Here is a 13,700-nt window from a genome sequence, read left to right as displayed (position 1 = left end):
CTCCAACTTGTCTAGGAAAACTTCCTACGCTAGGCGGGAGATATGTCGGATCTGGATCCAAGAGCGGCGCTGGCGCATCACGCGGCGGCCGGTGGCGTCAGCCTCGCCGCGCTGTCCGCGATGATCGGGCGCAACGCGGCCTATCTGCAGCAATATGTGAAGCGCGGCACCCCGCGCGCGCTGGCCGATCGCGACCGGCAGGCGCTGGCGGCGTTCTTCGGCGTGGCGGAGGCGGTGCTGGGCGGGCCGGCGGCCATGGGCGGGCCGGTGCGCGTGCCGCGGCTCGATATCGGCGTGTCGGCGGGGCCGGGCGCGCTGGTCGATGGCGAGGTGACGCTCGGCGCGAATGCGTTCGATCCGGTGCTGCTGCGGCGGCTCGGCTTGACGCCCGGCGCGGGCGCGATCCTGCGGGTGCGGGGCAGTTCGATGGAGCCGGGGCTGATGGACGGCGACCAGATCCTGATCGACACCGCGGATCGGCGCCCACGCGGCGGGATCTTCGTGATCCGGATCGACGACGCGACGATGGTCAAGCGGCTGGCGGTGCAGGGCGGGCGGATCGTCGCCACCAGCGACAATCCCGCCGCGCCCCCCGTGCCGGACGGCGCGATCGCGGTGATCGGCCGCGTGGTGTGGCAGATGCGCGAGACTCGCTAGGGTCGGGCGGGCGCCGCGGCGTGGCCAAGGTCGGACGATGTTCCCTGATCCGTTCGCCCTGAGCTCGTGGCAGGGCCTGTAACGTCTGCGAACGCTCGATGGTGGAGAGCGTGCTTCGACAAGCTCAGCGCGAACGGATGGGGAGGCTGCGCTTGGCCGAAGTTATTCCGCCCGCGCGTTTTGCGACGTCCAATGAACCGTTCGTGCTGAGCCTGTCGAAGCACATCGAGGCTCGAGCTCTCCGACTGGCTCGGCCGGATCACCCGGAACCCTATCCCCGCCCGCGCCACCAGATCAGCAGCGCCAGCACCACGCCGGCCGCGATTCCGATCAGAACCCCCGGGGTCGCCTGACCGAACAGGAAACCGATCGCCGCGCCGCCGAGCGCACCGAGCGCGATGAGCGCACCGCCGGCGGCGGGAGGACGGGATTGGGCCATGTGGCAGGCTTTGCCACGTCCCCCGGCGGGACGCCAGCGTCCCGTGGCGGCACGCGAAAACCGGGCGGGAGCCGGTGTTTACCATCGTATGCCGCCGCGTGGCGCGGCTGGCGGCCGATCGGGCGCCTCGGATCGCAAGGGCTTGCAACATGGAAGCCGATCCTCGATCGGGTTGGCGATGCCGACGATGCCCTATCTCGCCGATCCCAAGGCCGTTCACGATGCCGCCGAGTTGATCGCCCTTCACGGCCCGGCAGCGGCCGAAGAAGCCGCGCTGCGCGCCGATCGGAGCCGCGACATCGGCAACGTCGTCCATTTCTGCCGCTGGCGCCAGATCGAGCGGCTGATCGCGGTGATGGCCGCACCCGGCGCGCTGGGCACCGTCCACTAGAGTTTGATGACGTTACCCCGACGCGTTCGCCCCGAGCCTGTCGAAGCCTGTCCTGAGCTCCTCCGAAGGAGGCCTGTCCTGAATGCGAAGGCACGCCTGCGGAGGGCGTGCTTCGACAAGCTCAGCACGAACGGAAGAGGGACTGGATCAACCTGACGTCATCCCGCTTAAACGGGGATCGCCGCCGCGTGGATGCGTTCGGCGGCATGGCGCGTGCGACCGGCGGGCGGGCATGGCCTGTCGCTTCGCCGCCGATACGGCTAGGGGTCGGCCATGGTGTCCCGTCTGGGGCGGCGCAGCGCGAGCGCGGCCGCCGCGTCCTTTCTCGTCTTCACCGCACCGGTGCGCGCGCAGACCGCGCCCGCGCCCGCGTCGTCGCCGGCCGGCTCCGACATCCCGCTCGCCCCCGATTCGCCGCTGGCGCCGATGACCGATCTGGGGGTCGGCTGGCCCGATCTGACGGCTCAGCCCGGCGATCCGGCCACCGATGCGGCGGCCACCGATCCCGCGGGCGCCGAGCGCCGCTATACGTGGCGGATCGACGGCCTGGGCGGCGCGGACAGCACTCTGCTCCAGCAGCGTTTCGCCGACAATTCGACGCTGGACGCCAACGACCGCCAGCCCGCCAACGCCGCGCAGCTCGAACGCCGCGCGCGCGAGGACGCCGCGCTGCTCACCAGCCTGCTGCGCGCACGCGGCTATTATGATGCGCATGTCGCCACCCGGGTCGAGCCCGGCGCCAAGCCGCTGGTGGTGCTCGCGACGACGCCGGGTGCGCGCTACACCTTCGGCAGCGTGACGCTCGCTGGCGTCGCGGCGGCGGGGGACAAGGCGGCGGGGCTGACGGGCGCGTTCGGGATCGCGCCCGGCGCTCCGGTCGATTCGGACGCCGTGGTCGCTGGCGAGGCGAAGCTGCGCACCGCGATCGGCAAGCAGGGCTTCGCCTTCGCCACGGTGGGCGAGCCGGCGATCGTGGTGGATCATGCGACTCACACCGCGACGATCGACGTGGCGGTGGCGCCGGGCGCGGCCAAGCGCTTCGGTCATGTCGTCGCCGAACCGGGCAACCGCGTGTTCGGGGCCGACCATGTGCAGGAGATCGCCCGCTTCCGCCCCGGCGCGCCCTATGACGCCACCGCGCTCGACGATCTGCGCCGCGCACTGATCCAGACGAGCCTGGTGTCGGCGGTCGATCTGAAGCCGGTGCCGGGGCCGACGCCCGACACGGTGGATATCGCGGTGAAGCTCGATCCGGCGCCGCCGCGCACCATCGCGGCGCAGCTCGGCTATGGCACGGGCGAGGGCGCCACCGCCGAGGTCGACTGGACTCACCGCAACCTGTTTCCGCCCGAGGGCGCGCTGATCCTGCGCGGCGTGCTCGGCACACAGGAGCAGCTGGGTTCGGTGATCTTCCGCCGCAACAATTTCGACGGGCGCGACCGGGTGCTGACGTTCCAGCTCGCCGCCGCGCACGTCAACCGCACCGCTTATGAGGCGCGGACCTTCTCGCTGTCGGGCACGCTGGAGCGGCAGACCAACATCTTCTTCCAGAAGGCGTGGGTGTGGTCGCTCGGCGCCGAGCTGCTGGCGTCGGACGAGCGCGATTCGGTGGAGGCCACCGGCGCGCCGCGCGAGGGGACCTATTTCATCGGCGCGCTGCCCACGAGCCTCACCTATGACGGCTCCGACGATCTGCTCGATCCGACGAAGGGGTTCCGCCTCGGCGGCCGGATCTCGCCCGAGCTGTCGCTGCGCGGCGCCGCGTTCGGCTATGCGCGCACCCAGCTCGATGCGAGCGTGTACCGCACGATCCTGCCCGGCGTGGTGCTCGCGGGGCGCACGCGGCTCGGCACGATCGTCGGCGCGCCGCGCGATGCGGTGGCGCCGTCGCGGCGTTTCTATGCGGGCGGCGGCGCGTCGGTGCGCGGCTATGGCTATCAGGACGTGGGGCCCCGCGATGCGAACAACAATCCGATCGGCGGGCGCAGCATCACCGAATTCTCCGCCGAGGCGCGGCTGCGGCTGTTCGGCAGCTTCGGGATCGTGCCGTTCCTCGACGCAGGCAACATCTATATCAGCCCGCTGCCCAAATTCACCGGCCTGCAATATGGCACTGGGGTGGGCGTGCGTTATTATTCGAACTTTGGCCCGATCCGCCTCGACGTCGGCACGCCGATCAACCCGCAGGCGGGCGACGGGCGGATCGCGGTCTATGTCTCGCTGGGCCAGGCGTTCTGATGGTCTGGGTGCGGCGGATCGGGATCGCGATCGGCGTGCTGCTGGCGGTGTTCGCGGCGGCGCTGCTGGGCGTCGACACCGATATCGGCCACCGCGTGGTCGCGGACCGGATCGGCACGGTGCGCACCGCGACCGGCCTGCGCTTCGCGGTCGGGCGGATCGACGGCTCGCTCTATTCGAACACGCGGATCCGCGATCTGCGCGTCTATGACACGCGCGGGCTGGTGTTCACCGCGCCGAACGTCGCGCTCGACTGGTCGCCCTGGCGGTGGTTCGCGAACACGCTGGCGATCCGGCGGCTGGCGGTGCCGTCGGCCACGCTGCTGCGCACGCCGGTCACGCGGCCGACTCGACGCAACGGACCGATCCTGCCCGGCTTCGACATTCGCATCGACCGGCTGGCGATCGACCGGCTGACGCTGGCCGCGCCCGTGCTCGGCACCGCGCGCACCGCGGCGCTGCACGCGCGCGCCGATATCCGATCGGGCCGCGCGCTGGTGGCGCTGAACGGCACGGTGGCGGGCAGCGACCGGCTCGCGATCGGGGTGGACGTGGCGCCCGACGCCGATCGGTTCGCGATCGCGGTGCACGGGGCGGGCGCGCGCGGCGGCGTGCTCGCGCGGATGCTGGGCGCGAAGACCGGCGTGGCGATCGACTTGGGCGGCCATGGCCGCTGGCACGCGTGGAACGGGCGCGCGACGCTGTCGGGCGGGGCGGAGCGGCTCGCCGCGCTGACGCTGGCGGCGCAGTCGGGGCGCTACACGCTGTCGGGCATGGTCGCGCCCGAGCGGCTGACCCACGGCATCCTGCGCAGCCTGACCGTGCCGCGCGTGCTGGTGAACGGCAGCGCCACCTTCGCCGATCGCCGGCTGGCGGGCACGCTGACGCTGCGCTCGCCCTCGCTGCTGGCCGAGGCGAGCGGCGCGGTGGATCTGGGGGCGAACGCGTTTCGCGATCTGCACGTCCGCGCGCGGCTGCTGCGCGCGCGCGCGCTGTTCCCCAACATGACCGGCAACGACATCCGGCTGCGCGCCACGCTCGACGGCGGCTTCGACAGCGCGGCCTTCGCCTATCGGCTCGATGCGGACCGGTTCGCGTTCGACGATACCGGGTTCGAGGACGTTCACGCCGGCGGTCACGGCCATCTGTCGGCCGCGCCCGTCGCGGTGCCGGTGCGGATCGCGGCGGCGCGCGTGACCGGGGTCGGCAGCGTCGCGGGCGGCATCCTGCGCAACCTGACGCTGTCGGGAATCCTCCACGTCACGCCCGAGACGGTGAGCGGCAGCGACCTGGCGCTCGTCTCGGACAAGCTGAAGGGCCGCTTCGTCCTCACCGTGGATCTCGACAGCGGCGTCTATGCGGTGGGGATCGCGGGCGGGCTGGGGCGTTACCTCATCCCTGGGCTCGGCATCGTCGACATCGCCTCCACCTTCCGCGCGGTGCCGGGGCCGGGCAATCACGGCACGCGGCTGATCGGCAAGGGCACCGCCGATGTGCGCCGGCTGGACGATGCGTTCTTCGCCAGCCTGATGGGCGGGTTGCCGCACGTCACCGCCGATCTGGAGCGCACCCCCGACACCGTTCTCCATCTGAGCAACATCGTGCTGACCGCGCCGCTGCTGCGGATCGTCGGCGCAGGCTATCGCCGGCGCGACGGCAGCGTGCATTTCGAGGGGGTGGGCCGCCACGCGACCTATGGCCCGCTGACGCTGAAGCTGGACGGACCGATCGGCAAGCCGGTGATCGACCTGGCCTTCGCGAGCCCCGACGCGACCTTGGGCTTGAACGGGGTGCGCGCGCATCTCGATCCGACACCGCAGGGCTTCGCCTTCACCGCGAGCGGCGGGGCGCACACCGGGCCGTTCGTGGCGCGGGGCGCGATCCTGTTGCCGAGCGGGCCCGGCGCATCGGCGATTCGCGTGGATGCGATCGATACCGCGGGCGCGCATGCGAGCGGGCTGTTGGCGATCGTGGCGGGCGGTTTGGACGGGCGGCTCGCGGTCACCGGCGCGGCGACGGGCGCGCTGACGTTCCGGCCGGTCGGCACCATCCAGCGGATCGGCGTGGCGCTCGACGGGCGCGCCGTCCGATATGGCGGCGCGGTGCTGCGGCAGGGCCATGTCGAGGCGGATCTGCTGCTCGATCCCGCGGGCACGCGGATCGATGCGAGCGCCAGCGGGCAGGGCCTCCGCCGCGGCGCGCTGAACCTCTCGCGCTTCGCCATCGCCGCGCATCTGAAGGGCGGCACGGGCGAGGTTCGCGGATCGATCGCCGGCACGCGCGGCCGGCCCTTCGCGATCCAGGCGATCGCGCAGATGACGCCCACGCGGGCGAGCGTGGCGGCGCAGGGCACGCTCGACGGCCGCCCGATCGCGCTGACGGCGCCCGCGATCCTGACGCGCGAGGACGATGGCTGGCGGCTGGCGACGACGCGGCTTGCCTTTGCCGGGGGCGAGGCGACCATCGCCGGCCGGTTCGGCGGCAGCCATGGCGCGATCGACGCGACCATGACGCGGATGCCGCTGGCGATCCTCGATATCGGTTATCCGGGGCTCGGGCTGCTGGGCAACGCCTCGGGCAGCCTGTCGGTGGTGACGGGGCCGGGCCCGACCACGGGCAAGATCGCGGTGACGGTGCGCGGGCTGTCGCGCGCGGGGCTGGTGCTGTCGTCGCGGCCGATCGACCTGGGGCTCGCGGGAATGCTCTCCGCCGACACGCTCGGCGCGCGCGCGGTGCTGGCGAGCGGCGGCAAGACGATCGGACGCGCGCAGGCGCGGCTCGCGCTGGCGCCCGGCGGCGACGTCGCCACGCGGATCGCCTCGGCAGGGCTGTTCGCGCAGCTCCGCTATGCCGGGCCGGCGGACGCGCTGTGGCGACTGGGCGGTGTCGAGCTGTTCGACCTGTCCGGCCCGATCGCGGTTGCGGCGGACGCCACCGGCCGTGTCGATGCGCCCGCGATCCGCGGCGTGGTGCAGGCAACCGGCGCGCGGCTGGAAAGCGGCACGACCGGCACCGTCTTCACCAATGTGCAGGCGAGCGGCCGATTCGGCGGCGCCGGGCTGGTGATCGACCGTTTCGCCGGCGATGCGGGCAAGGGCGGGCGGGTGACCGGCGGCGGCCGGTTCGACTTTTCCGCCGCGCACGGTGTCGGGCTCGATCTCGCGCTCAAGGCCGATCACGCCGCGATGATCGCGCGCGACGACATCGCCGCGACCGTTACCGGCACGCTCACCTTCAAATCGGACGGTTCGGGCGGGACGATCGGCGGCGACGTCACGCTCGACCGCAGCCGCTATCGCTTGGGCCAGGCGACCGCGGCGAGCGCGGTGCCGCAGTTGAACATCCGCGAGATCAACCTGCCCGAAGGCGGCGAGGAGGCAGAGGCGCCCGCCCGGCCCTGGACGCTCGCCGTGCACGCGCATGCGCCCGGGCAGGTCCGCGTGCTGGGCCTCGGCCTCGACAGCGAATGGAGCGCGGACTTGGCCATCGCGGGTGCGCCGGACGATCCCGCGATCACCGGCCGCGCGACGCTGATCCGCGGCGATTATGATTTCGCGGGCCGCAAGTTCACGCTCGATCGCGGCGTGATCCGCTTCGCCGGCGAATTGCCCGCCAACCCCGCGCTCGACATCACCGCCAATGCGGACAGCACCGGGCTTAACGCGCAGATCCGCGTGACCGGCGTGGCGCTGAAGCCCGAGATCGGCTTCACCAGCGTGCCCGCGCTGCCGCAGGACGAGCTGTTGTCGCGGCTGCTGTTCGGCACCTCGATCACCAACCTGTCCGCGCCCGAGGCGCTGCAACTCGCAGCGGCCGTGGCGGCGCTGCAGAATGGCGGGCGCGGCGGGCTCAACCCGATCAACGCGGTGCGGCGCGCGGCGGGGCTCGATCGCCTGCGCATCCTGCCCGCCGATCCGCAGACCGGGCAGGGCACCTCGATCGCGGCGGGCAAATATGTAACGCGGCGTTTCTATGCCGAGATCGTGACCGACGGGCAGGGCTATAGCGCGACCCAGGCCGAGTTTCAGGTGACGCGCTGGCTGTCGCTCCTCTCCAGCATCTCGACGCTCGGACGGCAGAGCGGCAATGTGCGCGTGTCGAAGGATTATTGATCCCCGCTTTGGTGAACGTGCCATAACAGGATCGATCTGACGGAAAATTCACGTTTTTTGCACGCGGGGACGCGTATCGCGCGATGATGAGCCTTGCGCCGTATCGCCGGTGGCCGGGCGCCGAAAGGATATCGGGTGTCGCACCGCGTACCGTCGCGAAACCATCTGTTCGACGCATTGCGCGGCCTGGCGGCCGTGGCGGTGATGCTGTTCCACGTCACCAACATCGATCGCGATCCGATGCTGGCCGGCGGCTATCTCGCGGTCGACCTGTTCTTCCTGCTGAGCGGTTTCGTGCTGTGGAACGCCTATGGCGCGCGGCTGGTGGAGGGCCTGTCGGCGGGCGCGTTCCTGCGCATCCGGCTGGTGCGGCTCTATCCGATGTTCGCGATCGGGATGGCGCTGGGGATCGTCCGCGCGCTGGGGGCGATGCATCTCGGCGATCCGCGCGCGCCGACCTGGCCGATGCTGATCGTGCAGACGCTGGCGACCGCGCTGCTGATCCCATCCGGCGTCAGCGACGAAGGCGTGTTCCCGCTCGACAACCCCGCCTGGTCGCTGTCGCTGGAGGTGATCGTCAACATCGCCTTCTGCCTGTGGATGGTGCGGCGGCCCAACCGGATGCTGGGGATGCTGTGCGTCGTCGTCGCCTTCGCGCTTGTCATGGTCGCTTTGCGCTTCGGGTCGCTCGATACGGGGTGGAAGGCGGCCAACGCCATCGGCGGCCCGATCCGCTGCGCGTTCAGCTTCACGCTCGGCGTGCTGATGGCGCGGCGGGGGATCCATGCCGCGCATGATCCGCGAAGCGGGCGGCTCTTGCCCTATGCCATCCTCGCGCTCGTGCTGGCGGTCATCGCCTTCCCGCCGGGCGCGGCGTTGCGGCCGTGGTTCGATCTCGCCTGCGTGATGATCGTGTTTCCCGCGATCGTGGCGCTGGCGGCGAACGCGCGGATGGCGGGCGCAGGCGCGTGGATCGCGACCGTGCTGGGGGACATGTCCTATCCCCTCTATGCGATCCACTATCCGCTGATCCGGCCGGCGATGGTGCTCTGCGCCCGGTTCCACATCGGCGGCGGCAACGCGATCGTCGCGATCGCGGGATTGTGCCTGGCGTCGGCCGCCCTGCTCGTTCCCGTCGATCGCGCGCTCCGCAACTGGCTAGCCCGACGGCTTCAGCCGGGCAGGCCCACCACCGTCTTCACCTCCATGAAGTCCGCCAGACCGTAACGCCCGTTCTCGCGGCCGTTGCCCGATTGCTTGTAGCCGCCGAACGGCGCGCCCAGATCGGGGCTCCAGCTGTTGATCGTCACGAGCCCCGCGCGCAGCCGCCCGGCGACCTCGGCCGCCGCCGCCGGATCGCCCGAGATCGTCGCAGACAGGCCGTAGGGCGTGTCGTTGGCGATGCGGATCGCCTCGTCCTGATCGGCATAGCGGGTGATCGTCGCGACCGGGCCGAACGTCTCCTCCTGCGCGATCCGCATTTCGGGCGTCACGTCGGCAAAGAGCGTCGGCTGGATATAATAGCCGGCGTTGCGGCCGTCGGGGCGGCCGGGGCCGCCGGTCACGAGCGTCGCGCCCTCGTCGATCGCCGACTGGATCAGCTCCTGGATCTTGTCGAACTGCGCCTTGTTGACGACGGGGCCGATCTGCTGGCCCATTTCGGCCGGATCGCCGACGCGGGTCTGCTCCATCATCGCCTTCACGAAGGCGGTGGCGTCGGCCACCTGGCTGTCGTGCACGAGCAGGCGGGTGGGCGCGATGCAGCTCTGGCCCGAATTGGCGAGCACGCCCGCGACGGTCGGCGGCAGCACGGCCGCCAGGTCCGCGCCCTCCAGCACCAGATTGGCCGCCTTGCCGCCCAGTTCCTGATGGACCCGCTTCACGGTGGCGGCGGCCGCCTGGGCGATCAGGATGCCGGCGCGGGTGGAGCCGGTGAAGCTCACCATGTCGACATCCTTGTGCGCGCTCAGCGCCGCGCCGACGCCGGGGCCGTCGCCCTGCACCAGGTTGAACACGCCCGCGGGCACGCCCGCCGCGTGCATGATCTCGGCCAGGATCGCCGCGCACCCCGGCGCCTCTTCCGAGGGCTTCAGCACCATCGTGTCGCCTGCCGCGAGCGCGGGGGCGACCTTCGCGCAGATCTGGTTCAGCGGCCAGTTCCACGGCGTAATCATCGCGACGACGCCCAGCGGCTCATGCACCACGCGCGCCTTGCCGATCGTCTCCTCGAACTGGAACGCGGCCAGCGCCTTGGCGGTCGCGGCGAAATGGCCGAGCCCGGTGGGCGCCTGCGCCATCGTCGCCAGGCCGATCGGCGCGCCCATCTCCTGGCTGATCGCCTTGGCCAGATCGGGGATGCGCGCCTTGTATTCGGCCATGATCCGCTGGAGCACCGCCTGGCGCTCGTCCACGCTGGTGCGGCTCCAGCTTTCGAACGCGCGGCGTGCGGCGGCGACCGCCTTGCCGGCATCGGCGGCGGTGCCGAGCGTGATCTCGGTGACGGGCTGTTCGGTCGACGGGTCGATCACCGCATGCCGCCGGCCGCCCTCGCTCTTCACCCAGGCGCCGTCGATATAATGGTCGAGATAGCTGTTCATGGTCGATCCTCTCCAGATTCCACGATCGGGTATGGCGACGATCCTTGGGCCCCGCGCGGGTGGGTTGCAACCCGAAACGCGCCGGGCGCGTTCGGGACGTTCGCGATCAAGGAGAAGTTCATGACCCGCTTCACGGGCAAGACCGTCATCGTCACCGGCGCCGCCTCGGGCATCGGCAAGGCCGCCGCGGAGCGCTTCGCGCGCGAGGGCGCGAATGTGCTGGCGCTCGATCTGGACGGGGACAAGCTCGCCAAGGCGCTCTCGGCGCTCCCCGCGGAGCGGCTCGAGACGATGGCGTGCGACACCGCGCGATCGGCGGATGCGCGCGCGGCGGTGGCCAGGGCGGTGGAACGGTTCGGCGGGGTGGACGTGCTGGTCAACAATGCCGGCGTCGCGGTCACGGGCGACGTGACCGACACCGACGAGGAGGATTGGAACCGCGTGATGGCCGTGAACGTGAACGGCTATTTCCACATGGCGAAGGCGGCCCTTCCCGAATTGAAGAAGACGCGCGGCGCGATCGTGCAGACATCGTCCGTCTCGGGTCTGGGCGGCGATTGGGGGATGGCGGCCTACAACGCGTCCAAGGGCGCGGTGACGAACCTGACGCGCGCGATGGCCATGGATCACGGCAAGGACGGGGTGCGCGTCAACGCGGTGAACCCCACCTTCACCGATACCGGCATGACGTCGGATATGAAGGACGAGGCCACCGTCGCCAAATTTCTGGAGCGCATTCCGATGAGGCGTATCGGCCAACCCGAAGACATCGCCGCGGCGATGGCGTTCCTGGCGAGCGAGGATGCGGGCTTCATCACCGGCGTGAACCTGCCCGTCGATGGCGGGCTGACCGCCTCCAACGGGCAGCCTGCGCAGTGAGCGCGCGCGTCGCCCGGATCGATCGCATCGGCGGCCCCGAGGTGATCGAATGGCATGACGTCGACCTGCCGGCCCCGGCCGCCGGCGAGGTGCGGATCGCACACCATGCGGTGGGGCTGAACTTCATCGACGTCTATCACCGCAGCGGAGTCTATCCGGTCAGCCTGCCTTCCGGGCTCGGTAGCGAGGCGGCGGGCACGATCGAGGCGGTGGGCGAGGGCGTCGAGGGCTTTGCCGTGGGCGACCGCGTCGGCACCTTCGGCCCGACGCGCGGCGCCTATGCCAGTGCGCGCAACGTCGCCGCCGATCAGGTCGTGCCGCTGCCCGATGCGGTGAATTTCGACACGGCAGCGGCGATCATGCTGAAGGGCGCGACCGCCGCCTTCCTCGTCGAGGATTGCGCGAAGGTGGCGGCAGGGCAGATGGTGCTCGTCCACGCGGCGGCGGGGGGCGTCGGCCATCTGCTCGTCGGCTGGCTGAAGGCGGTGGGCGCGGTGGTGATCGGTACCGCCGGCACGGCCGAAAAGGCGGCGCGCGCGACTGCGGCGGGCGCGGACCATGTGATCGTCCACACGCAGGAGGATGTCGTCGCGCGCGTCCGTGCGATCACCGACGGGGCCGGCGTGTCGACGGTGTTCGACGGTGTCGGTGCCGCGACCTGGGACGTGTCGCTCGCGAGTGCTGCACGGCGCGGGCTGATCGTGAGCTATGGCAATGCCGGCGGCGCGGTGGAGGGCGTGAAGCTCGCCACGCTGGCGTCGCACGGCTCGCTGTTCGTCACCCGGCCGACCTTGTTCGATTATGCGGTATCGGGCGACGACAAGCGGCGGATCGCCGCGCGCGTCTTCGCGATGCTGGCGCGCGGCGCGATCGTGCCCGAGATCGGCCGCCACTTTCCGCTCGAACGCGCGGCCGACGCGCACCGCGCGCTGGAGGCGGGCGAGACTCAGGGGAGCACGGTGCTCGTGGTCTGAGGCTAAATTGGGCAAGCTGGCAGACGCGCGGATAGTGAGGCGATCGCCATGCCGGCTAGGGCATCAGCGGCCCGTCACCCGCCATCTTCGTGCTGGCGGGCGATTTCCGAAGCGGTCCGATCGATGCCGGGGTAGATCGTGCTCGACCGGATGTTCAGTCTGGCGAGCTGATCCAGAATATTGCGTTTGTTCCGAACGGTCACGCGGCGTATGTTCAGACTGCTGTGCCCCGTCTCGGGCAAGATGGCGTTGTGGCCGAAGAGGAGAAAGGCGCCAGCCTGCGACGAGATGCGCGAGTTGGTGATTCGCCCCTTGACGAAGATGATCCGTTCCAGATCTCCGGGGACGATATCGGGTTTGAAGTAGGGCTTTTCTTCGCCGATCACATGAAGCAATCGCCTTGCCTCCATGGTTTCGATGAAATCATTTTGCGACACGGAGGTTTGCAGCCGGTTCTTATCGCCATCTTCCAGCATTGCCATGTTGGCGATACAGCTCACCGTATCGGAATCGAAGAATTTGATCTCGTCGCGTGGCGTGGAAAGGATGATGACCTCCCCATCGCTCTCTTGGTCATCCTGGCTGTTCAGCGCGTCTGAGCAGCAGAAGTAGAGCGCAACGAGCGGATTGGACGTGACATCGAGCAAGCGGGTCGGCAAGCCATAATGCTGCATGCGCACCAACTTGTCGATCATGTAGCGATCGGCCGCGAAATCCGTTGGATGGGCCGTCAGCAGCTCGCGAATGAGATAGGCTTCCTTGCGCAGAAAGCGATATTCGCCCGAGCTGTTCTTTCGGAACAGCGAGGGTTCGAGTCTGTACGAGCGATCGGTATGACCCCGGTAGAACGCCTCGTCATAGTCGCCGTTGCGTTGCGCCAGGATGAAGCGGAGATATTCCTCGACATTGTTCACGACGGGCTGGTCGTCGGCGGTGGGTGCACGCGTGATGGGGGTGCTGGCGGAGGGAAGACTCGGGCCATCCAGCCCCAGCTTGGCCAGCGCCTTCCCGAGATCACCCGGTTTCACGGCCCAATGCGTGCGGGTCAGCTCCCAGCGGCCCAAGTCGAGCGCGGCCTCAAACGCGGTCCGGTCCCCAAGTGGCACCTCCCCCAAATCGCGCTCGATCACGAAGCCATAGTGGATCCTGCCCCGCGCGACCGACAAACCGGACAGGCGTCCCAGTCGCATGGTGACATAGTCGCCGGCGTCATCGCCCTTCAACTCACTCATGAAGATGGCGTCCTGGCCCTCGAGCGCGTCCAGGGTTTCGGCCGATACGGGTTTCAGCGCATCCTCGAGGTCCTGATCCGTATATTCCAGATACCGCGACAGTGGGAAGGAGTCCTGGTGCGGTTCGCCCTCCTCCACTGCCCAGTCGGAATCGTCGCCGGCCATCAGGATGCTATACACG

General features: G+C 70.1%; 10 protein-coding genes. 7 read left to right on the top strand and 3 right to left on the bottom strand.

Annotated features, from left to right (window positions below):
- Window positions 1–42: 42 nt before the first annotated feature.
- Entirely contained in the window at window positions 43–657 is a 615-nt protein-coding gene (locus OXQ95_RS05610) for a S24 family peptidase (RefSeq protein WP_267380467.1), read from the top strand.
- A 271-nt stretch (window positions 658–928) separates the two neighbouring features.
- On the opposite strand, the gene OXQ95_RS05605 is transcribed toward OXQ95_RS05610, so the two are convergent.
- Entirely contained in the window at window positions 929–1,096 is a 168-nt protein-coding gene (locus OXQ95_RS05605) for a hypothetical protein (protein WP_242095508.1), read from the bottom strand.
- Between the two features lie 178 nt (window positions 1,097–1,274).
- Between OXQ95_RS05605 and OXQ95_RS05600 the strand changes: the two genes are divergently transcribed.
- The 4 genes from OXQ95_RS05600 (at window position 1,275) to OXQ95_RS05585 (ending at window position 9,064) form a co-directional block, all read left to right on the top strand.
- On the top strand, window positions 1,275–1,487 hold the full coding sequence (locus tag OXQ95_RS05600; protein WP_242095509.1) for a hypothetical protein: 213 nt from the start codon (window positions 1,275–1,277) through the stop codon (window positions 1,485–1,487).
- 273 nt (window positions 1,488–1,760) lie between these two features.
- Window positions 1,761–3,725, top strand: a complete 1,965-nt coding sequence (locus tag OXQ95_RS05595) for a BamA/TamA family outer membrane protein (protein WP_267380461.1) — start codon at window positions 1,761–1,763, stop codon at window positions 3,723–3,725.
- Window positions 3,725–7,837, top strand: coding sequence for a translocation/assembly module TamB (locus tag OXQ95_RS05590; RefSeq protein WP_267380459.1), 4,113 nt, complete (start codon window positions 3,725–3,727; stop codon window positions 7,835–7,837). Before OXQ95_RS05595 ends, OXQ95_RS05590 begins: the two co-directional genes overlap by 1 nt.
- A gap of 135 nt (window positions 7,838–7,972) precedes the next feature.
- Window positions 7,973–9,064: an acyltransferase gene (locus tag OXQ95_RS05585; RefSeq protein ID WP_267380457.1), complete on the top strand. Its 1,092-nt coding sequence runs from the start codon at window positions 7,973–7,975 to the stop codon at window positions 9,062–9,064.
- On the opposite strand, the gene OXQ95_RS05580 is transcribed toward OXQ95_RS05585, so the two are convergent.
- Window positions 9,010–10,434 carry an aldehyde dehydrogenase family protein gene (locus OXQ95_RS05580; RefSeq protein ID WP_267380455.1) on the bottom strand — a complete coding sequence of 475 codons (1,425 nt, stop codon included), beginning with the start codon at window positions 10,432–10,434 and terminating at the stop codon, window positions 9,010–9,012. The genes OXQ95_RS05585 and OXQ95_RS05580 overlap by 55 nt on opposite strands.
- Window positions 10,435–10,554: 120 nt before the next feature.
- On the opposite strand from OXQ95_RS05580, the gene OXQ95_RS05575 reads away from it, so the two are divergent.
- Both OXQ95_RS05575 and OXQ95_RS05570 read left to right on the top strand, forming a co-directional pair.
- A complete protein-coding gene (locus OXQ95_RS05575; protein ID WP_242095514.1) occupies window positions 10,555–11,313 on the top strand; it encodes an SDR family oxidoreductase in 759 nt (252 codons plus the stop codon).
- Window positions 11,310–12,287: a quinone oxidoreductase gene (locus OXQ95_RS05570; RefSeq protein ID WP_267380452.1), complete on the top strand. Its 978-nt coding sequence runs from the start codon at window positions 11,310–11,312 to the stop codon at window positions 12,285–12,287. Before OXQ95_RS05575 ends, OXQ95_RS05570 begins: the two co-directional genes overlap by 4 nt.
- A 74-nt stretch (window positions 12,288–12,361) precedes the next feature.
- Here OXQ95_RS05570 and OXQ95_RS05565 read toward each other — a convergent pair whose 3' ends face one another.
- Window positions 12,362–13,699 (bottom strand): FRG domain-containing protein, encoded by a 1,338-nt coding sequence (locus OXQ95_RS05565; protein WP_267380450.1) that lies wholly within the window; start codon window positions 13,697–13,699, stop codon window positions 12,362–12,364.
- Between the last annotated feature and the right edge of the window lies 1 nt (window position 13,700).

The sequence above is a fragment of the Sphingomonas sp. GC_Shp_6 genome, assembly GCF_026540835.1.
Lineage (GTDB): Bacteria > Pseudomonadota > Alphaproteobacteria > Sphingomonadales > Sphingomonadaceae > Sphingomonas.
The sequence above is the reverse complement of the archived record's forward strand: the minus strand, read 5'-3'. Positions and strand labels throughout refer to the sequence as shown.

Excerpts from the sequence above, each read along its gene's own strand:
- OXQ95_RS05605 (WP_242095508.1), bottom strand. The coding sequence starts at position 1,096 with ATGGCCCAATCCCGTCCTCCCGCCGCCGGCGGTGCGCTCATCGCGCTC.
- OXQ95_RS05575 (WP_242095514.1), top strand. The coding sequence starts at position 10,555 with ATGACCCGCTTCACGGGCAAGACCGTCATCGTCACCGGCGCCGCCTCG.
- OXQ95_RS05595 (WP_267380461.1), top strand. The coding sequence starts at position 1,761 with ATGGTGTCCCGTCTGGGGCGGCGCAGCGCGAGCGCGGCCGCCGCGTCC.
- OXQ95_RS05610 (WP_267380467.1), top strand. The coding sequence starts at position 43 with ATGTCGGATCTGGATCCAAGAGCGGCGCTGGCGCATCACGCGGCGGCC.
- OXQ95_RS05600 (WP_242095509.1), top strand. The coding sequence starts at position 1,275 with ATGCCGACGATGCCCTATCTCGCCGATCCCAAGGCCGTTCACGATGCC.
- OXQ95_RS05580 (WP_267380455.1), bottom strand. The coding sequence starts at position 10,434 with ATGAACAGCTATCTCGACCATTATATCGACGGCGCCTGGGTGAAGAGC.
- OXQ95_RS05590 (WP_267380459.1), top strand. The coding sequence starts at position 3,725 with ATGGTCTGGGTGCGGCGGATCGGGATCGCGATCGGCGTGCTGCTGGCG.